This is a genomic window from Maribacter chungangensis (assembly GCF_042676845.1).
In the GTDB taxonomy this organism is placed as follows: Bacteria; Bacteroidota; Bacteroidia; order Flavobacteriales; family Flavobacteriaceae; genus Maribacter; species Maribacter chungangensis.
Map to the genome: position 1 here is coordinate 417,806 of NZ_JBHTHY010000014.1, position 18,455 is coordinate 436,260.

The 18,455-nt window shown below is 40.1% G+C and carries 19 protein-coding genes; 5 read left to right on the top strand and 14 right to left on the bottom strand.

Annotation, left to right across the window (positions count from 1 at the left end):
- Window positions 1-9: 9 nt before the first annotated feature.
- Window positions 10-2,187 carry a TonB-dependent receptor gene (locus ACFQZJ_RS16050; RefSeq protein ID WP_379935893.1) on the bottom strand — a complete coding sequence of 726 codons (2,178 nt, stop codon included), beginning with the start codon at window positions 2,185-2,187 and terminating at the stop codon, window positions 10-12.
- Window positions 2,188-2,740: 553 nt separating this feature from the next.
- Between ACFQZJ_RS16050 and ACFQZJ_RS16055 the strand changes: the two genes are divergently transcribed.
- Entirely contained in the window at window positions 2,741-5,224 is a 2,484-nt protein-coding gene (locus ACFQZJ_RS16055) for a hybrid sensor histidine kinase/response regulator (RefSeq protein WP_379935894.1), read from the top strand.
- Here ACFQZJ_RS16055 and ACFQZJ_RS16060 read toward each other — a convergent pair.
- The 9 genes from ACFQZJ_RS16060 to ACFQZJ_RS16100 form a co-directional block, all read right to left on the bottom strand.
- The gene (locus ACFQZJ_RS16060) at window positions 5,199-6,524 is read right to left on the bottom strand and encodes a sigma-54-dependent transcriptional regulator (protein WP_379935895.1); all 1,326 of its coding nucleotides are present in this window, start codon (window positions 6,522-6,524) and stop codon (window positions 5,199-5,201) included. The two genes, ACFQZJ_RS16055 and ACFQZJ_RS16060, sit on opposite strands and share 26 nt — an antisense overlap.
- Before the next feature lie 175 nt (window positions 6,525-6,699).
- Window positions 6,700-6,999, bottom strand: a complete 300-nt coding sequence (locus ACFQZJ_RS16065) for a hypothetical protein (protein ID WP_379935896.1) — start codon at window positions 6,997-6,999, stop codon at window positions 6,700-6,702.
- A 291-nt stretch (window positions 7,000-7,290) separates the two neighbouring features.
- Entirely contained in the window at window positions 7,291-7,473 is a 183-nt protein-coding gene (locus ACFQZJ_RS16070; RefSeq protein ID WP_379935897.1) for a hypothetical protein, read from the bottom strand.
- A gap of 217 nt (window positions 7,474-7,690) precedes the next feature.
- A complete protein-coding gene (locus ACFQZJ_RS16075) occupies window positions 7,691-7,993 on the bottom strand; it encodes a hypothetical protein (protein WP_379935898.1) in 303 nt (100 codons plus the stop codon).
- Window positions 7,994-8,087: 94 nt separating this feature from the next.
- A complete protein-coding gene (locus tag ACFQZJ_RS16080) occupies window positions 8,088-9,620 on the bottom strand; it encodes a DUF4301 family protein (RefSeq protein ID WP_379935899.1) in 1,533 nt (510 codons plus the stop codon).
- Window positions 9,617-10,180, bottom strand: a complete 564-nt coding sequence (locus ACFQZJ_RS16085) for an AAA family ATPase (RefSeq protein ID WP_379935900.1) — start codon at window positions 10,178-10,180, stop codon at window positions 9,617-9,619. The genes ACFQZJ_RS16080 and ACFQZJ_RS16085 overlap by 4 nt, the downstream gene beginning before the upstream one ends.
- On the bottom strand, window positions 10,141-10,773 hold the full coding sequence (pnuC, locus tag ACFQZJ_RS16090) for a nicotinamide riboside transporter PnuC (RefSeq protein WP_379935901.1): 633 nt from the start codon (window positions 10,771-10,773) through the stop codon (window positions 10,141-10,143). The genes ACFQZJ_RS16085 and pnuC overlap by 40 nt, the downstream gene beginning before the upstream one ends.
- Window positions 10,757-11,017 (bottom strand): thiamine-binding protein, encoded by a 261-nt coding sequence (locus ACFQZJ_RS16095; protein ID WP_379935902.1) that lies wholly within the window; start codon window positions 11,015-11,017, stop codon window positions 10,757-10,759. Before ACFQZJ_RS16095 ends, pnuC begins: the two co-directional genes overlap by 17 nt.
- A gap of 215 nt (window positions 11,018-11,232) precedes the next feature.
- A complete protein-coding gene (locus ACFQZJ_RS16100; protein ID WP_379935903.1) occupies window positions 11,233-11,877 on the bottom strand; it encodes a 4'-phosphopantetheinyl transferase family protein in 645 nt (214 codons plus the stop codon).
- Window positions 11,878-12,003: 126 nt separating this feature from the next.
- On the opposite strand from ACFQZJ_RS16100, the gene ahcY reads away from it, so the two are divergent.
- Entirely contained in the window at window positions 12,004-13,320 is a 1,317-nt protein-coding gene (ahcY, locus tag ACFQZJ_RS16105; protein ID WP_379935904.1) for an adenosylhomocysteinase, read from the top strand.
- A gap of 68 nt (window positions 13,321-13,388) precedes the next feature.
- The gene (locus ACFQZJ_RS16110) at window positions 13,389-14,492 is read left to right on the top strand and encodes an SDR family oxidoreductase (protein ID WP_379935905.1); all 1,104 of its coding nucleotides are present in this window, start codon (window positions 13,389-13,391) and stop codon (window positions 14,490-14,492) included.
- Between the two features lie 13 nt (window positions 14,493-14,505).
- Here ACFQZJ_RS16110 and ACFQZJ_RS16115 read toward each other — a convergent pair whose 3' ends face one another.
- Window positions 14,506-14,841, bottom strand: a complete 336-nt coding sequence (locus ACFQZJ_RS16115; RefSeq protein ID WP_379935906.1) for a CCC motif membrane protein — start codon at window positions 14,839-14,841, stop codon at window positions 14,506-14,508.
- Window positions 14,842-15,063: 222 nt separating this feature from the next.
- Between ACFQZJ_RS16115 and ACFQZJ_RS16120 the strand changes: the two genes are divergently transcribed.
- Window positions 15,064-15,585: a 5' nucleotidase, NT5C type gene (locus ACFQZJ_RS16120; RefSeq protein ID WP_379935907.1), complete on the top strand. Its 522-nt coding sequence runs from the start codon at window positions 15,064-15,066 to the stop codon at window positions 15,583-15,585.
- 72 nt (window positions 15,586-15,657) lie between these two features.
- Window positions 15,658-15,996, top strand: a complete 339-nt coding sequence (locus ACFQZJ_RS16125) for a DoxX family protein (RefSeq protein WP_379935908.1) — start codon at window positions 15,658-15,660, stop codon at window positions 15,994-15,996.
- 166 nt (window positions 15,997-16,162) lie between these two features.
- Here ACFQZJ_RS16125 and ACFQZJ_RS16130 read toward each other — a convergent pair whose 3' ends face one another.
- The 3 genes from ACFQZJ_RS16130 to rplU all read right to left on the bottom strand — a co-directional run bounded on the left by ACFQZJ_RS16130 (window position 16,163) and on the right by rplU (window position 18,378).
- Window positions 16,163-16,537, bottom strand: a complete 375-nt coding sequence (locus ACFQZJ_RS16130; protein ID WP_379935909.1) for a DoxX family protein — start codon at window positions 16,535-16,537, stop codon at window positions 16,163-16,165.
- An 836-nt stretch (window positions 16,538-17,373) separates the two neighbouring features.
- Window positions 17,374-17,634: a 50S ribosomal protein L27 gene (gene rpmA, locus ACFQZJ_RS16135; RefSeq protein ID WP_379935910.1), complete on the bottom strand. Its 261-nt coding sequence runs from the start codon at window positions 17,632-17,634 to the stop codon at window positions 17,374-17,376.
- 63 nt (window positions 17,635-17,697) lie between these two features.
- A complete protein-coding gene (gene rplU / locus ACFQZJ_RS16140) occupies window positions 17,698-18,378 on the bottom strand; it encodes a 50S ribosomal protein L21 (protein WP_379935911.1) in 681 nt (226 codons plus the stop codon).
- Window positions 18,379-18,455 lie beyond the last annotated feature (77 nt).

An 18,455-nucleotide genomic window follows, 5' to 3' on the forward strand; every position in this document is an offset into this window, starting at 1 on the left:
TTTTCCCCTTTAAAAATTAACCGTTGCGCCCAATAAAAAATTGGTTCCTGCCTGCGGATAAAAGCCTGCTCCCTCTATGGTAGTTACCACATTTGGTGTAGAAAAATCGTCATCGAACGTGAAGAAATATCCGTTGGATTCAAACTTCGCGTCGAAAATGTTATTTATCAAGCCAGAAAACACAATACTCTTTAAAAAACCATTGCATTTTAATTCATACTGGATATTGAAATCGGTCTGGGAATAGGCATCTAAAACCGAAGTATCCGAATCTATATTTCCCATATACTGCTTGCCTACATATTTAGATAATAAAGACATCTGAAAATTAGTGGTAGGGCTATACACAAATATGTTGCCGAGGACTACATTGGGCGAAAATGCAATATTCGTATTACCCAATTCTTCCAATACCCCATCCCGTTCAAATATAAAATCCCTATTCTGGTTAATGCTCAGTGCGGCATTAGGTCTTAGGGCGAACTTCTCCCCGATACTAATGTTCGCATCCACTTCCAGACCTAAACGGTAACTATCGCCTACATTTTCTCGCAACGGCGCACCAACATCGTTCAATGCTCCCGTAAGCACCAACTGGTCTTGGTATTGCATATAGTACATATTCGTATTTACCTGTAAGCTAGGCGAAACATAGCGCCAACCCAACTCATAATCCTGTAACCGCTCCGGTTTAGGATTACCACCTTCGTAGTCGTTTCTATTGGGCTCTCTATTGGCCACGGCGTAGGAAAAATAGAAGTTATTGTTTCGATTTAAGTCGAAGGTTAGACCCACTTTAGGATTGAAAAAATTAAAGGTATCGTCTACCAGACCGGTCTCAATGGCATTGGCTTGATATCCAACGGTTCTGTACTGTAAATCCCCATAAACCGACCATTGTTCATCTAACTGATAATTAGCTTTGGTGTAAAAATTGAAGTCGGTCTTTGTAGAGTTGTCCTCATAATACCTATCTCTTATTTCACTATCGCTCGCAAAACGTGCCCATATCACCTCGCCAAAATGGTCTCCTTCGTAACGGTTCCAGCCACCGCCCATGATTAGGTCCAATTTATCCTTTTTATAATTGGCCGAAAAAACGGTACCGTAGAAATCATTGTCCAGCCATCTTCTACGAATAAGGTCCGTGGTATTTACCTCGGTACCATTTACCGTAAGTGGATCAAAACCATAGGTCTCAAAATCGTCGTCTTCCCTAAATTGTTCAAAAAATCCTCTTCCTCTAGTATAATGTAAGGCGATGTTGGTACTCCAATATTCGTTTATTTGCTCGTTCCACAGCAATTGGGCGTGATCTTGCTTGTAGTTATCTACTTCATTATCATAGAATTGAGTCTCCCCATTTTCATCCGTAAATATTCCAGAAGGATTAAAAGTTCTATCGCGCTCCAATGTTTCGGCATCAATTCCGTACCACGCTTGGTAGGTTATTTCGTGACCACCGAACAACAAGGCTTTTACGACCGTATTGTCATCTTTATAGGCTCCCTGCAAAAAATAGGAGTCCATGTCGGCACGGGCACGGTCAATGTATCCATCGGAATTTAATTGGGACAAACGGCCTGAAATCTCAACATGGTCGTTCAGCATGCCCGTACTGAATTTGATATTGTTGCGTAAGGTGTTGAAACTCCCTATGGAGGAACCTATTTGGGCAAAGGCATCCTCGGAGAAACCATCGGTCAACAAGTTTAAACTCGCTCCAAAAGCTCCCGCCCCATTGGTGGATGTTCCTACCCCACGTTGTAATTGCAGACTCTCTGTAGAAGATGCAAAATCGGGCATGTTAACCCAGAACGTTCCTTGGGATTCTGCATCGTTGTAAGGGATACCATTGATGGTTACATTTACCCTTGTAGCATCGCTACCGCGCACTCGGATACCGGTATAGCCTATTCCCGCTCCTGCATCGGAGGTTGTGACCACAGAGGGCAAAAAATTCATTAAAATTGGAATATCCTGACCCAAATTTCGGGGTGCAATTTCCTCCTTGGTAAGATTGGAAAAGGTTACCGGGGATGCCTTGGTAACCCTCACTGCGGATACAAAGACCTCATCTAATGCTACTTTTTTCCCTTCTAAGGAATCGGTTGGTTGTTGTTGTTGGGCCTGTAGGCCCATGTTCATCGCAAGACCTGCGGCAATTGTAAAAATAGATAGCTTCATTCGTACTAGAATTTAGTTACGAATAAAAGGGGCTATTATTCTAAGTTAAAGATTTGTTTTTGTCTAGTTAAAGACGGTGTAATCCATAATGAAGTTGGCCAACCTAAAGGCCAACCCGTCGTAAAAAACGCCTACTGGGCATTTAAAACGCTCGGTCCCTTGGCGGCATTACCCGCCCAGGTTCATTGGGTATAATCTCAGCTTCATCCTAAACGCCTTTCAGGACCGGCCTGATTTTGTTCGGGAATTAGCACCCCTTTGAGATGCCACAAATGTAATGCGCATTTTTAATCTTGCAAACCTAAAAATGAAAATTTAACGAAATACAACGAAGCACGAGACAAGAAGTAGGAAGCTAAATAGAAAAGTCAACTGGTATGACTTCAAATTCCAACCTAAAAATGACTTTACTTTTTACAACTTGCTCACTACTGCTTACTGTTACTATAAACTGTTACCTCCATCCATTCTCCCTATCCTACAAAATATCACTTACAAAAGAATTAACATCTTAAAATAACCCAGCACAAGGTAACCTACGTAAATACATTGTATGCAAACTCCAAAGACTTTATCGACCTTAAAAATACTGATCAGTTACCTGCTCTTAGGTATATTGGCCTTGCTTGCCTCAGTATTCGTCTATGCGGAAATACGGGACTACCTTAGCGACAACACAGAGATAAGGAGCGAAGAAAAACTGCTGATGATCAACACCTTATTGACCAAACTTCACGAAGCTGAGAGTTTATCAAAACTGGCTGTACAGTCAAAAAAACAAAAGAACTTTGAGGACTACGCTCTAAAAATAGATTCGGTTCGCAATACAATTGACACCATCAAAAGAATGACCATAAGTCCCCAACAGCAGCACTTATTGGACAGCTTAAAACTACTCCTAAACAAAAAGGAAACGAATATTGAGGCTTTACTTGCCCTAAAGGTTACGAACAATACCAGCTCAACGATTACGAACGCACTGCAACAATTGAACGATATGGAAGCATCCTTGGGCATTATTACGCCCGAGGCTCTTGCCCCGAATATAAAATCGCTCTCGCCCAAGGCCCAAGAAACTATAAAGAAAGTTGCCAACTATCTAAACGACAATGTGCCGAACACCGATTCCAATGCACAAAATGCGCAAAAAACAGACAGTATCCTTCGTTTATCCAAAGCTTTACTCCAGGGTGTTAAAAATGAAAGTACCCTGGCCGCAAAATCCTTGGCAACAAAGGAAAACACGATCAACAAGACCGATATAGAGTTATCGCAACAACTACGACAGATTTTGGTCTCTTTTGAGAAAGAAATCCTGAAGAACAGCTTTAACGAAAATATTAAAAAAGAAGCCGTATTAAAACGAAGCATTCGATTAGCTGGTTTGGCAGCCGTTCTTGGGTTTATGGTAGTTGGTATATTTATTTTTATCCTTAAAAAGGATTTTTGGAAAGCAAAGCTATACCGCGAAAAACTGGAAAAAGAAAAACACCTGTCGGAATCGCTGCTCAGCAGCCGAGAACGTCTTATTAGGACTGTAAGCCACGATGTTCGCACACCTATTAATGCCATATTCGGTTACACGGAACTCCTGCGGACCTCCAAAATTAGCCAAGACCAAAAAAAACATCTTCTCCAAATAAAATCGGCAGCGGATTACGTGAACCAATTGGCACAAGATCTTTTGGACTTTTCGCAGTTGGAGGCCGGAAAAATGAAAACGGAAAACAGTACTTTTAACCTAGGCGAACTCATTAAGAAAACTGCGGAAAATATAGCTATATCCCACAGCAGTAAAGCGATAACCCTAATTTTGGACATTGATGATAAACTAAACCGTAGCATTAGCAACGACCCACTTCGAATCCGGCAGATCATAACCAATATTTTGGACAATGCCTATAAATTTACCCTAGAGGGAGAAATAAAAACAGTTGTAAGCTTGATTCAAAAATCCAAAAGTGAATCAAAAGTACGAGTCCAAATTTCCGATACGGGTATTGGTATTCCCAAGGAACAACAGCAACGTATCTTTACCGAATTTACCCAGGCAGACGACAAAACAGGGAGTACACAGGAAGGCTATGGCTTGGGATTGACCATTTCAAAAAAGCTTACGGAACTCTTGGGCGGTAGACTATTCTTGGAAAGTACGGTTGGCAAAGGAAGTACATTTACCCTTGAACTTCCTATTTTATTTGATACAGAAACTACGACACATACGGAGACAAAAAAGTTGGTTCCGTTCGAAAAACCAATATCCATTCTCGTTATAGAGGACGACAATACCTTACTGCAACTTATTGGTAAATTCTTGGAACGGGCGAACATACACGCTATCCCTTTAACCAATTTTGATGCACTAGAGCGGCAGACCAACCTCTCCTATGACCTTGTATTGACCGACATTGAAATGCCTGGGGCAACCGGCTACGAGGTACTCCAAAACCTAAAATCCGGAAATTATTCCCATTATACGGATCAAGTCATTATCGCCATGACAGGAAGACAGGATTTAGATACAAAAGAACTGTTACAAAAGGGGTTTTCGGCAGTTATTAAAAAACCGTTCACGGCCAAGGAACTCCTAAACGTAGTGTACGAACTTTACGAACACCAACACGTACCCCTTAAAAACCATCACATTGAAATAGCACACTACCAGCCTTATGATAAAAAACTATTCTCGTTAGAAAGATTGGCCTCATTTTTAGGAAACGACACTGCGGCCATCCAGGATGTGCTGCGTACATTCAAAAACGAAACACTTAAAAACAATATGGAACTAATTGCTGCGCGGCGCCAAGGGAACAATAAGCAACTGAGCGTAGTTGCCCACCGTATGCTGCCCATGTTCCGCCAAATGGACATTAAAAGCTGTATTCCCTTTTTAGAGCTGCTAGAAAAATTAGATGCGGATTCCACGCCAGACGAAATTAACGCTGATCGGTTTAAACAGCTGTGCCTTGCCCTGGAAAAGCTACTAATAGCATTGGAAAATTATGAGTTCACTATACTTCCAAATCATACTGTATAATCCGGTTATATAGGGTTTTTCGCGTAATCTGCAATAATTTTGCCGCTTTGGATTTATTATAGTTGGTTCTTTTTAAAGCAGTTAAAATCTGTTCTTTTTCAAATTCCGCTTTAGAAAGAGTTCCATTACGGTCAGCTTTAGCTTTACTAGCCTGTTTTATTTCTTTAGGTAAAACCAGTGGTAAAATTACATCGCCCTGCGTTAATAGAACCGCCCGTTTTACGACATTCTGGAGTTCCCTAATATTACCAGGCCAGCCATAGGCGTTGAAGATTTCCCACACCTCATCCGAAAAACCCACTACGTTTCTTTTTAAATCCGCATTGGCGACTGTAAGGAAATAATTGGCAAGTGCTTCCAAATCGTCCTGCCGGTCTACCAAAGAAGGAATTTGTAGGGAAAACTCGTTGAGTCGGTGATATAGATCTTCCCTAAACGTACCTTTTTCAACCGCACTTTTTAAATCTTCGTTAGTTGCTGAAATAATGCGTACATCTACCGATATCTCCGAGGTACTGCCTACCCGTTTTACTTTTCGTTCCTGCAACACCCGCAGTAGATGAATTTGATTGCCATAGGAAAGGTTTCCTACTTCATCCAAGAACAATGTGCCTTCATGGGCAGCTTCAAAACTACCAATATGATCGTTGATGGCGCCCGTAAAACTTCCTTTTATATGACCGAAGAACTCGCTAGATGCCAACTCTTTGGGAATTGCACCACAATCAATAGCTACAAAAGCACCTTTTTTTCTTCTGCTAGTCTCATGAATTCTTTTTGCAGTTACCTCCTTTCCAGTTCCGCTTGGTCCGATCAGCAACACAGACATATCCGTTGGCGCAACCAAGGAAATATATTCCTCCAAGACTAGGGCTGCTTCACTTACCAAAAAGGGTCTTTGGGGTTTTCCTGTAGAAAGTCCGGAATTGGTTTGGACGTTAATCGCTGAATTACTTTTTAAAGCAGCTTGTATCACCGTAAGGATTTGTTCTGGCATAAAGGGCTTTTCTATATAATCAAAAGCGCCTTGCTTTATCGCTTTTACCGCTATAGCAACTTCGGCATAACCTGTCATTACAATCACTTGTGTTGGCGCTGATACCTTGGAGAGCAAGGTTATACCATCATATTCTGGTAACCTTACATCCGTGAGCATAACATCGATATGATGTTCCTTTAATATTTTTTCTGCTTGAATACCCGTGTGGCCAGTTTCAACCATGAATCCATTTCGCTCTAAAAACTTAGATAATAGCCTTGCAAAAGAAACATCATCTTCAACTATTAGGACTTTGTACATGGGGAAAGCTTATAGGTTCCCTGTATGTACGTAGGATTCACCTAAAGTAGCTGACCATTTTTGTTAATTGTCGCACATCATTTCTCTTTAAACTACATTTATACATAAAAAGGGACAGCAAAATGCCATCCCCTTTCAAACCAAACCAACTTAATAGTGACTAACCAACTACTTTCTATAAGTCTAACCAATTGCCGTCCTCATCGGCGTAAAGGGTTCCCGTTGTCCCGTCCTCAAGAGCCACTTCCAACTTGTATTGCTTTTCGGAATTAACGTGCGCCTTGGTAATGGTGGCCGTGGGGTAACTTGTGGCGACAGCGTCGGTAACAGCAGTGGGCAACTCCGATGTAGAAATTTCAGTAAAATCATCTTGGGCTACCGTAACAATGACCTCATCTGAAGTTAATGCCGAACCGTTTGCCATAACCGATAAACTTCCTAGAGCCAATGCTCCAACTAAAAATAATTTTCTCATGTTCTTGTGATTTTATTTATATTCATTTAAACTCACAGGATACTATAGAAAAATAGTGCCACAATTGAAAAAAGCACAACCAATTGACTTGTTGCTGCTTACGCTTAATTACGAAAAAGTAAAATGGGTAAAACTGTAACCTCAGTTGTAATATTGTGTAAAAAGTATACAAAAAAGTAAAGGAGTTACCGAAATAACTCCCTTACAACCAACCAAAAAAATCAATCTTAAAAACTTCCTTATTTTTTGTGAACACTATCCAAGGACAGCGTCTGAACGGGGGTTAAGGGTTTACATTTTCTTGGTGTCGCCTTCATAGTCAATGGTTAGTGTTTCCACGAAGGTTATCTGTTCTTTAGTTTTATTCTCTTTTTTAAAACTATTGTCTTTTAAATCTTTCATAACTATAGAGGCCGCGAACCAAACCGTAACGGTCAGAACTCCTAAAACAATTGATTTTATAATGTCACCCATACTATGTAGTTATAATCTTATTCCTTTTCCCAATACATTCTTGCCATTACACAAAGTGAGGTTACAAATACCAAGGTACTTATCGATGTAAATATTATCGCTACCATATTTCCATTTCTTATGTTCTGTAGTATAAGACACTTGTATCTTTAAAAAGTCACTTTTGGGCATAAAAAAAGCTGCTAAAAAGCAGCTTTTTTTATAAATTTTTATTTAATTACTTCTTTTTGAGCCAATTACCATTAGAATCTATATATACTGTCCTTCTGGTGCCGCTCTTTAATACCATTATAAGCTTAAATTCTCCTTTGTCGTTTTTGTAAACCCCACCCAGTTTTGATGTAGGGTATTCCTTTAATAACTGTTCCACGACTTTATGGGTAAGTTCCTTTGAAGTAACTTTTTTAAATTCCTCTACGGACAACAGCGTTACTTCTTTATTTATTTCCGTGGACTCTTTTGCGGTTGCATTGAACATTGTTCCAATCGCCATAAGGCCAACTACTACGTATTTCTTCATGCTGTAAAATTTCGAGTTTTATACTTGTAACGTGTCCCTATTTACGGAAGAAAACTGTTTTTGGATTTTAAACCGGCTGAATTTTTGTTAATCCCTACCCTTGATGCGATGGTTTTAAAAGGTCATTTACGGTTTTTACGGGATTAAAGGTTACCAAGGGAACCTCTACAAAGATAGTGTTCCAGTAGGCCATGGCACCGTTCCACAGGCCAGGCAGCTCCAAAGCTTTTAGTTCTTTCCCATCCTTTGTTTTTCCAGTGATAAAACCTTGTTTGTGGTCTACGAAATCTAGTAAATTATATTTTTTTCCTTCATAATCACGCACGCCACATACCAAATCTACCGGATTAAAATGGGTTGCATTTTTTAATATGGCTACCTGTTCTGGCTTATTCATATCTATTTGTGCCGACTCAATGATCTGCAAGGACAGCTCTCCTTTGCCATTGGTAATCCAAAATGGACCGCCTCCCGGTTCGCCCTCGTTCTTTACCATACCGCAAACACGTATAGGCCGTTGTAGTTTTGACAATAAAAAATCCACTTTAGATTTTTGGGACATGGCAGCATAGCCTTCCGGCAGCTTGGCGTTCAACTTTGATTCTACAAAGGTCCCGATATCATGAAGGCTATCTTCATTGCCTTTTTTTAGTTGCTGGGTATACAGAAACGCTTTTTCTTGCGCTTCTAAAAGTAAGCCTGCCAATATTTTTTTGCTTTGGGCTATGGCATCCGAATCCCTGGTTACGGCGACATTATCTATATTTTTAATAAAAATAATGTCCGCGTCTTGATCGTTCAGGTTTTCGATCAAGGCACCGTGGCCGCCCGGACGAAAAAGTAGGGAACCATCGGCATTGCGAAACGGACTGTTATCCATATTCACTGCAATGGTATCTGTAGCCGATTTTTGAAAGGAGTAATCAACATCGAACTCAACTCCGGTATCTGCTTGTACTTTCTTACGGACATTTTTGAGTTCATTGTTGAACATGGCCTCGTGCTGTTCGGATATTGTAAAATGTAGCTGCGACTTTCCGCTAGAAGCGGCATATAGGGCACCTTCTTTTAAATGCTCTTGAAATGGTGTCACTGTAGTTGTTCCGTATTTATGAAAAGGCAACAATCCTTTTGGATAAAATCCGTAATTAAGGGCGCCCTCATCCAGTAGTTCTTTTACAAAGGCATATACCTCTTCGCCTCTGGTGGCACCGATTATCTCTAAACGACTTTTAACATCGTCATAAAACGGGAATTTTTCCAAACCATCGGCAAATACTTGTATATCCTTATCATTTGTTCTTTTAACATAGGCCGCTAACGTTTCGTTTTTGGGGTCGAAAGCTCCTAAAAAACTGAACAAGGCCTTAAACATTCTGGAGGCCGCACCGGAGGCCGGTACAAATTTTTGTATTTTCAAATGCTTGGAACGCTCGCTATACGTGGCTACCAAGTGTTGCTCCTCTTCCAGTGTAAATCGATAAATACCATCCCCTACTACAGCTGCGCTTTTTAGGTTCACAAAAGGAATTCCCTCTTTAAACGTCTCTATTTGCCGTGCCACTTTTTCGGCACTAATTCCTTTAGTAGTCAGTTGATCTTTATCCTTTTTTGTTAGTTCCATCATTTTTCCAATAACTTTTCTATATGTTCAATAGCGGTTTTTAAACGCTCCTTCTTACCACCCTTTAAGATAATAAAATTACGGTCATATTTCTCCAATGTTTTTTTAAAATAAGAAAACATTTCTTTCCTTTCTCCCGGCTTGTCCCTAAGGTCGTCTGCCTCCCATGGGATATCTATATAGGTAAGAAAATATAGGTCATACGTGTTCTCCAAGGCGAATTTCTCCAATACGGGGTCACAACGGCCAATATAATAGGCTTCGGAATACACTTTGGTTTCCAATAGGTCCGTATCACAAACGAGAATATCGGTCGCTTTTTTCGTCAGTTCGTTTTCCAGCTTCATCTGCCCTTCCGCTATGGGCAACAGATCGTTAGGCTCACAGGTCTTGCGTTCGTTGTTCCATTTGCGCTGTAAATACTCCCGTGCGTATTCCGGCACCCAAACGGTATGGTAATGCCTTGCCAGCTGCTCGGAAAGGGTAGTCTTTCCTGTAGATTCTGGCCCAAAAAGGACTACTTTTATAATATTCGAAGGGTGTTGTTTATACTTTTCTTCCATGCGAGATAGCCATAAATGGCAATAATGGTAAATAAAAAGAACTGTAGCGATGTAAAGATAAGTCCTTTATACCAATACAGTGGAACGGAGATGACATCTCCGATGATCCAATAAACCCAATTTTCGAGCTTCTTTTTGGCCATGAGCCACATGCCCACAAAAAATATAGCGGTAGTGACGGTATCTATATAGGCGGTCCAAGTATTGAACTTATCAAATATAATATAGACTATGCAAATAAAAAGAATGGTCCCAAAAAACAAAACAACAGACCATTGTTGTTCTTTACGGGTGGTGCGGGTTACGGAAACTAGGGAATCGTCCTCTGTTTTTCTTGTCCAAAAATACCAACCAAAAACACTCATGGCAAAATAATAGGCATTGATCAACATATCTCCCAATAACCCGAACACCAAAAGGATATACACAAAGATTCCCGTACTGATAATTCCTGTGGGGAAGACTAAAATATTTTCCTTTTTGGAATACCAAACACTTAAAAAACCAAAGAACACACCAACCATTTCTAGAACTACCAAGTAACTGGGCGTGTCTTTGTATTGGGCGAATATCCAATCAAAAATGAGGTTCATAGGTACTCCTATCGGATTTTACGATTTTCATGTACAGCAGTCCTTTGTCCATAAGTTCAAACGCTAATTTAATCTCTTTTTGCAGCACGGCCATTACGTCATCGTAGGAACCATACACCTGCGTGCTCAAAGGGTTCTCTAAAATCGTTAAACCAGAACTTCTGAGCTTTTTGATAAAGTTGATGATATGCTCTTCAAAATCATTCTGTAATGGGGAAAAGGTCAATTCTACTGATATGTTCATTGGGTTATTGGGTTATTGGGTTATTGGGTTATTGGGTTATTGGGTTATTGGGTTATTGGGTTATTGGGTTATTAAAAATTATATTCTTTGGATCTCAAAACCGTATTGTTTCTCAGTAAACTTTCACAAGTATTTTCAAAAAGTCAACCATTTGGTCTTACTTCTTGCTTCTTGCTTCTTGCTTCTTGCTTCTAAAGCAAACAAAATCCCAACCATCACTCATTCCCATCCAACGGAAACGCATAAACACAGGTAAATCCTTCAAACTCCAAAAATGAAATTTGATAGCTTATCGTATCCATTTCGTATTGGATGGTAGCTGTTGTTCGCCCGTCATCGAATAAAAAATCAGTTACGTTAATATGGCGTAAAAAACTTAGCCCCTTTTGACCATAAATTTTATACAGGGATTCCTTGGCTCCCCAAACTATAGTAAGTTTTCGAACCACGGCTTCGGTGTTGGCCAAAGTACGGTATTCGTTTACCGGTGTAAATTTATGTGCTATTCTTAAAATCTTTTCGCGTTGCATTTCAATATCTATTCCCACCTCCTGCTGCTTCCCAATAATGATCGCCGTAAAATTATGGGAATGGGTAATAGAAATATGCGTGCCATCCTTTAGATGGGGTTTCCCCGCTTCGCTGTAGTAAAGATCATCATCAACATAACCATAAATAGCCAAAAGATGCCGTATGCTCAAAAATGCTCTCCGGTGCATCCCGGATTTCATACCGTTGAAGCGGGTCTGGCAGTGGTGACTTAATTGTATCCCCTGTGCTAATTCTTCCTCAGTTTCGTCTACCTTCCAAATTACAACGGATATATGATGACTTACAGCTATTGTTTTGAGTAGCGGCATGGGATTTCTTGTCTTTTTTGTACCTTTGCAAAGCTAAAATGAAAGCTGCAAAATTACATCTTTGTGCTCTCCTTAAAGGAGATAGAAAGTAGTTAAATAAAAAGCTAAAGATAAAATAATTAAGATATGAGCACCAAAACTATTCCATTTGTACCCTACAAAGTTAAAGATATTAGTTTAGCCGGATGGGGAAGAAAAGAAATTGACCTGGCCGAAGCGGAAATGCCGGGACTTATGGCCTTACGTGAGGAATACCATGATGAGCAACCCTTAAAAGGTGCCCGTATTGCCGGATGCTTGCACATGACCATACAAACAGCGGTGCTTATAGAAACACTGGTAGCTTTGGGCGCGGACGTTACTTGGAGTTCCTGTAATGTTTTTTCCACCCAAGACCAAGCGGCAGCCGCTATTGCAGAGTCGGGCGTGCCTGTATACGCTTGGAAAGGGATGAACGAAGAGGAATTTGATTGGTGCATTGAGCAGACTTTGTTCTTTGGCGAGGACCGTAAGCCTTTAAACATGATATTGGATGATGGTGGTGATTTGACCAACATGGTGTTGGATAGATATCCTGAACTGGCCGCTGGTATTAACGGACTATCCGAAGAAACTACTACCGGTGTCCATAGATTGTACGAGCGGGTAAAAAATGGAACGTTACCTATGCCGGCAATAAACGTAAACGATTCCGTTACTAAATCAAAATTCGACAACAAATACGGATGCCGTGAAAGTGCGGTAGACGCGATACGAAGAGCGACGGACACGATGTTGGCCGGGAAAAAAGTTGTTGTTGCCGGATACGGTGATGTTGGAAAAGGAACCGCAGCTTCATTTAAAGGAGCTGGTTCTATAGTAACCGTTACAGAAATAGACCCTATTTGTGCCCTGCAGGCCTGCATGGACGGTTTTGAAGTGAAAAAACTAGAAACTGTTATTGCCAAAGCAGATATCGTAATTACTACTACCGGGAACAAAGACATTATAAGACAAGAGCATTTTGAAGCGCTAAAGGATAAGGCCATTGTTTGTAATATAGGTCATTTCGATAATGAAATAGATATGGGCTGGCTGAACGAAAATCACGGCGCTACCAAGGATGAAATTAAGCCACAAGTTGATAAGTACACCATCGATGGGAAAGACATTATTGTCTTGGCAGAAGGTAGATTGGTGAATTTAGGTTGCGCTACCGGACACCCTAGTTTTGTAATGAGCAACTCCTTTACCAATCAAACCTTGGCTCAAATAGAGCTTTGGAAGCACAAGGACAGGTATGAGAATGATGTATATATGCTACCAAAGCATTTGGATGAAAAGGTTGCTAAGTTACATTTATCCCGAATGGACGCGGAACTCACGGAATTAAAACAAGACCAAGCAGAGTACATTGGTGTTACCGTAGAAGGGCCATTTAAACCTGAGTATTACAGGTATTAATATCAGATTATAAATTTTAAAACCCTTATCTAAAAGTTGGATAAGGGTTTTCTTTTTACCTTCGATATATGGTTATACTCCTTACAGGTGCCACAGGAACCCTAGGCTCCAGAATTCTCTTTTCACTTTTAGAAGAGAAATGGGTAGATATTCAACAAATTTACCTCCCGGTTCGGGAACGCAAATCCAAAACGGCCGAAAGTAGAATAGCAAAAATGCTCGCAAGCAACTTTGCCCCGGATTTCATAAAAGAGAACATGGATTCCATTCGTTCTAAAATAACTGTTGTGCCGGCCAGGATATTACTGCAACCGGAGAAGTTTTTATCGGGGCATAAAATAAATCATTTCATACATTCGGCCGGACTTGTAAACCTATCCACTGCACCAGAAGCCAGAGAAGGTATATTCGAGGAGAACTTAGAGTTTACCAAACGTATTTTTGACACCTACAAGGGTCTAATAACTAAATTCATCTACATTAGTACGGCATTTTCGGTTGGAAATATAGAAGGCCTAATTCCTAACGACTACCTGTCAAACGCGCCAAAAAACCACAGGAACCACTACGAAGCTTCTAAATATGCAACAGAGAAACATCTGATGCAAGCAGGCAAGGAAGCGGGTATTCCGGTCCAAATATTAAGACCTAGTGTACTAGGAGGAAATATTATGGACAGCCCTAGTTTTTTCATCTCTAAATACATGGTATTCTATTTGTTCGCAAAATTTTTTCATCGGAATACTTCGCAGGATAGTATTCGAATTACAGCTAACTCCGAAAGTGGACTAAACATTATACCCACGGATTATGCAGCAAAGGTCATTGTTTCGGTTTTTGATAGTAACATCGAACAACTGAACATTGTGCACTCCAAAACAACCCATATCAACAGAGGTATCTTAAAAATTTTAGAAACTGTAGAATTCAATAATTTTAAGCTCACCAATACTTTGATTAACACGGCTACCGGCTTTGAATCTAAACTAGAAAAATTTTACTACGATACTATAGGTGTGCATCTTACTCCATATCTTACCTCTAAACCTTGCGAATGGGACACAACGGTACTCGAAAGTATTTTACCAATACCCACCTATAATTTGGAAGAATATTTAGGCGATACCATTAGGTTTGCAAAAGCGCATGGTTTTAAAGGACAACAGTGGTAGAAGTTTAATACTTTTATTGTCCGCCTCGGCTCTCCAAACCAGCATTCCACCTCCTTACAAATTCGTCGGACCATGCATCCCAACCTATTGTCATTAAGGTCCATATAGCTATGCCAAGAATTATTAGATTAAGTACAATTCCAATAATAGCAATTATCCTGGCTTTCTTAACGGTTCTAAAATTAGTATATGCAGGTTCATTAGCTTTAAATGTTCTTTCCGCTTTTAACGTTAAAAAATAGGAGGCCAGAGCTGGTACGATTCCTATTCCCGCAAAGCAAAAGATAAATATACTTAGTAATGCGAGAAGGTATGAGGTTCTAGCATTGGGCAGTCTTTTTGTTGTCATTTATCTATTTGTTTTTTACTAAACTACACTTTTTAACGAAAACATCACAACTACACATATAATGATTAGATCATCTTGGGTCCAACACGATGCATACGTTCTACTGTAGCCATCTTTAGGAGGACGATCTTTACTAAACCATCTTAATTATAGTTGATCTTAACCTTAGGATTATTTCCTCGTTCATCTGGCATTCACGAACTTTGTATAAAAATTAAGGTTATGAGAATATTTGTGGACATGGACGAAGTAATGGCAGATACCTACGGAGCCCATATAAAAATCTATAACTCGGATTTTAACGGGAAACTAACCACTGAAAAATGTGCCGGTAAGGAAGTTTGGCACATGGTACCCGAAGCACACCAAGAGAGTGTTCGCAAACATGCATTTAGACGTGGTTTTTTTAGAGACCTAGAACCTATTGCCGATAGTAAGATCGTATTGGAACAACTAGCTTCAAAACATGAGATTTACATTGCATCAGCCGCCATGCAATTCCCAAACTCCCTAGAAGAAAAAAGTGAATGGCTAGACGAACACTTTCCGTTTATTCCATGGCAGAATAGGATACTATGCGGTCACAAGCATATCCTTAATGGAGATTTACTTATAGATGACAGAAGCTACAACCTTGAGCATTTTGAGAATAGAGGCATACTGTTTACTTCTCCTCATAACGTACATACCAAAGGTTTTGAACGGGCGGATACATGGTTGGAGCTTGGTAAAAAGCTACTTTGACCGTTTGGGGATACGTTACTTCTTTTTCTACTTAGTGTTATCAACTTTAGTTAGCCTATCTTTAAAGTAACAATGAACATACTCACCGCCCTACTTTTCTTTTCGTCCTTCTCCTTTTTATTTTTTGGATTAGGCTGTCTTTACTCTCCCCACATGAAAACTGAATTTATTAGATACGGCCTGGCAAAACAACGCACTACAGTTGGTGTATTGCAGCTTATTGGTGCCATAAGTCTTCTATTGGGCTATTTATACCATCCAGTACTTCAACTTATCGCTGCGCTAGGTCTCTGTATTCTAATGATTCTAGGGTTCGGGGTCCGCTTAAAGATCAAGGATTCCTTTATACAGTCTGCACCGTCCTTACTTTATGCCATAATCAACGGGTATATTTTCTTAACCCTAGTATAATGCCATTTCCCAATTGAAAATAAGTCGATAAATCATCTCTATTTACATCCTACTTTAAAATAAAAACAAGCCGTAGCTAGACTATGCCCGATTTTTCTTTTTCGCAGGCAAAAAAACCAGTTCAATTTCTTTGGCTGAATTTAAAACGCGAACCGGTATAAGAATTCTAAAAGTATTGAGAAAGAAAGGCCAGATAGCCGCACATACATAAGAATAAAAAAGCCGGAAAGGATTTTTTAATAGGGTCATTAATTTTAAAGTGCATTAGTATGGAGCCGGTTAACAAGAACCCTAGCCCTATCGCTGCAGGCTGCAACAACTTGGGAAACCAGATAGCTGCTATTAAAGCTAAGGCCAAGGCTACCTTAAGAAAACCGATAAGGTAACAACTCCATCCAGGTAGTCCGTAAGCTTCAAATTCCTCCTTTATATTTGTCGCGCTGCCCCCACGCCATTGGGTAGATTTATTGGCATTAACGAGCCAAACATTTAAAATACTTAATCCAACGATAAGCTGTAGGGCAATAGTAAGATAATCCATAGCAGTATAACTAAAATTAGTAAAGAAATTTCTTTTTCTTTAAAGTTAACCGCTTAAATCGAAATAGAAAATTTTTAGCCTTACTAAAATTGACCTAATCATCGGTTTTAGGCAATTGACTAAAACCAAAAGCCACTTTTTATACCGTTTTAAAGAAAAAATCGATTAACCAAAAACGAAACGGTTGCAACAATTTTCTGATCAGTATTAATCACAAACCGTTATTGTAAAATTTTAATAGCCATCATTATCGGCTAGGTTTAAATAAAGACATTGACTTAGGCACTTAATCAATACTCTTTATTAGGAATGGGCTAAGCCCAATGTCATTTAGTTGCCCGATTTCTAAGCTCGGGTCCGTTCCATGTTTTCATGGGAAGGACTTTTAAAAGGCTCCTCTCTTGAGATCAAGGGAGGTGTCCGCCAAAGGTGGACGGAGGGTTTGACCCGCAAACTTGCTCGCGCCAGCTTGGTTCTTGACACGCATGTCGTTACCGACGCCAAGCTGAAAGAAGACACCAAACTTCCCCGGATTATGCGGTGACGCCCCATACGTGGGCAATTTTGCGGTCATATCTCCCCGTCAGCAAAGCTGCCGCCCTTCTTATCTAAAGAAGGGAGCAAAAAAATATGCAGACATGATGTAACCGTAAGCCGAAATTTAACAGGTATGATGGTAAAGCAGGCTTAATAAATTACTGAAATCCAATAAACGTAGGGCTTAACATTTATTAGCTAAGTGCCTAAGTCAATAAAAACAATAGAAACTGAGACATAAAACAAAAAACCCTGCCTCTAAAGACAGGGTTTTTTTGTTTAGAAAAACACTAAACTTATTACGCTTCAAAAGGCTCTATGGAAACAAATGATTTTCCACCAGCTTTCTTCTCAAACTTAACAAGACCATCTACACGTGCGTGCAATGTATGGTCTTTTCCGGCATAAACATTTTCGCCCGGATTATGTCTTGTTCCTCGCTGTCTAACAAGAATGTTACCAGCAATAGCCGCTTGGCCACCAAAAATCTTCACACCTAAACGTTTCGATTCCGATTCCCTACCGTTTTTAGAACTACCTACACCTTTTTTATGTGCCATTTTGTTACGGTTTATATTCCCGTGATATCACGGAAAAAAAGTTATACTTATAGTGATCGGCACTTATGCCTTACCACCGTCTAATTCGTCTTGCCATTTTTTAAGCTCGTCCCATTTACCATCGGCTGCCAATTTAGCTTGTGCCGGCCAGGTATCCGTTACGTGATTACCACGAACATCGGCAATAATTTCCGCAATTTTTGCCGGCTTGGTCTTTGCTAATTCCGCAAATGTTGAAATTCCCGCAGCAGCTAAGGTTTCGGCAATTTTAGGACCAATGCCTTCTACTTTTTTCAAATCATCCGCTTTAGTGGACTTTGGCGCTGCAGCCTTCTTGGGCTCTGCTTCTTTTTTGGGAGCAACAGCTTTTGGGGCAGCTTCTTTTTTGGGAGCCGCCTTTTTAGGTTCGGCCGCCTTTGTTTTCTTGGCACCCTTCGCAACGATACTTTCGATTACGATTTCAGTCAAAGACTGTCGGTGTCCGTTTTTCTTTCTGTAACCCTTACGTCTTTTCTTGTGAAAGACAATTACCTTGTCACCTCTTAGGTGCTTAATGACTTTGGCCTCAACAGCCGCTCCGTCTATAGCTGGGGCGCCAACAGTAACGTTCGTACCGTCTGCCAAAAGAAGAACATTGTCAAAAGTTACCTTTTTTCCTTCTTCTGCCTGTAAACGGTGAACGTACACTTTCTGGTCTTTTGCAACTTTAAACTGCTGCCCTGCCATCTCTACAATTGCGTACATATCGTTAAAAATGTGTAATTAAAACCCATTGGATTTTTTCCAAAGGGGCTGCAAATATAAGCTTTATTGAATAATCT

Bases quoted from the DNA above. Each gene is read 5' to 3' on its own strand.
- ACFQZJ_RS16120 (WP_379935907.1), top strand. From the start codon at position 15,064: ATGAGAATATTTGTGGACATGGACGAAGTAATGGCAGATACCTACGGA.
- ACFQZJ_RS16125 (WP_379935908.1), top strand. From the start codon at position 15,658: ATGAACATACTCACCGCCCTACTTTTCTTTTCGTCCTTCTCCTTTTTA.
- ACFQZJ_RS16115 (WP_379935906.1), bottom strand. From the start codon at position 14,841: ATGACAACAAAAAGACTGCCCAATGCTAGAACCTCATACCTTCTCGCA.
- rpmA (WP_379935910.1), bottom strand. From the start codon at position 17,634: ATGGCACATAAAAAAGGTGTAGGTAGTTCTAAAAACGGTAGGGAATCG.
- pnuC (WP_379935901.1), bottom strand. From the start codon at position 10,773: ATGAACCTCATTTTTGATTGGATATTCGCCCAATACAAAGACACGCCC.
- ACFQZJ_RS16085 (WP_379935900.1), bottom strand. From the start codon at position 10,180: ATGGAAGAAAAGTATAAACAACACCCTTCGAATATTATAAAAGTAGTC.
- ACFQZJ_RS16110 (WP_379935905.1), top strand. From the start codon at position 13,389: ATGGTTATACTCCTTACAGGTGCCACAGGAACCCTAGGCTCCAGAATT.
- ACFQZJ_RS16055 (WP_379935894.1), top strand. From the start codon at position 2,741: ATGCAAACTCCAAAGACTTTATCGACCTTAAAAATACTGATCAGTTAC.
- ACFQZJ_RS16065 (WP_379935896.1), bottom strand. From the start codon at position 6,999: ATGAGAAAATTATTTTTAGTTGGAGCATTGGCTCTAGGAAGTTTATCG.
- ACFQZJ_RS16060 (WP_379935895.1), bottom strand. From the start codon at position 6,524: ATGTACAAAGTCCTAATAGTTGAAGATGATGTTTCTTTTGCAAGGCTA.
- ACFQZJ_RS16100 (WP_379935903.1), bottom strand. From the start codon at position 11,877: ATGCCGCTACTCAAAACAATAGCTGTAAGTCATCATATATCCGTTGTA.
- ACFQZJ_RS16130 (WP_379935909.1), bottom strand. From the start codon at position 16,537: ATGGATTATCTTACTATTGCCCTACAGCTTATCGTTGGATTAAGTATT.
- ACFQZJ_RS16095 (WP_379935902.1), bottom strand. From the start codon at position 11,017: ATGAACATATCAGTAGAATTGACCTTTTCCCCATTACAGAATGATTTT.
- rplU (WP_379935911.1), bottom strand. From the start codon at position 18,378: ATGTACGCAATTGTAGAGATGGCAGGGCAGCAGTTTAAAGTTGCAAAA.
- ACFQZJ_RS16050 (WP_379935893.1), bottom strand. From the start codon at position 2,187: ATGAAGCTATCTATTTTTACAATTGCCGCAGGTCTTGCGATGAACATG.
- ahcY (WP_379935904.1), top strand. From the start codon at position 12,004: ATGAGCACCAAAACTATTCCATTTGTACCCTACAAAGTTAAAGATATT.
- ACFQZJ_RS16070 (WP_379935897.1), bottom strand. From the start codon at position 7,473: ATGGGTGACATTATAAAATCAATTGTTTTAGGAGTTCTGACCGTTACG.
- ACFQZJ_RS16080 (WP_379935899.1), bottom strand. From the start codon at position 9,620: ATGATGGAACTAACAAAAAAGGATAAAGATCAACTGACTACTAAAGGA.
- ACFQZJ_RS16075 (WP_379935898.1), bottom strand. From the start codon at position 7,993: ATGAAGAAATACGTAGTAGTTGGCCTTATGGCGATTGGAACAATGTTC.